The 539-nt window shown below is 68.6% G+C and carries 1 pseudogene; it reads right to left on the minus strand.

What is annotated here, in order from left to right:
• A pseudogene (locus tag A5696_RS00015) lies at positions 1-539 on the minus strand (magnesium-translocating P-type ATPase); the annotation flags it as partial.

Raw genomic sequence — 539 nt, forward strand, 5'->3', positions numbered from 1 at the left:
TTGTCGCCGGTGGCGATCTTCACCTCGATTCCCAGCTCGGCAAGCTGATCAAGGGATTGCCGGGCGGCGGCCTTGGGCTCGTCGGCAAAGACGCAGAACCCGACCAGCATCAACTCGGATTCGTCGTCGGCGGTGATCGTGGACAGGTGTGGCGCCGGCTTGGCCGCCACGGCAACCACTCGGCGCCCGGCCGCGAACAACTCGGACAACGTCTGTTGAGACTGATCGGGTGCGCTCGAGCAGCGGGCCAGCATCTGCTCGGGTGCGCCCTTGACCACCAGCAGTCGCTTTCCATGGTCATCGACCAAGGCTGAGGTCGCACGGCGGATGTGGTCGAACGGCAAAAAGGCCACCCGGTCCATACCGTCGCCGACGAGCTGCCGTGCGGCGGGGTGCGCCCAGAGCGCGCCGTCCAGCGCGTTGGTCGCGGCGCCGCCCGCGGCCGGATCGATGTCACAGGCCAGCAGGGCCAGCCGCAGCACCGAGTCGTTGCGCACTCCGGCCGGGTTGACGGTGTCGACCAGGCGGATGCGGCCCTC

The sequence above is a fragment of the Mycobacterium sp. E2699 genome (assembly GCF_001666745.1).
Lineage (GTDB): Bacteria > Actinomycetota > Actinomycetes > Mycobacteriales > Mycobacteriaceae > Mycobacterium.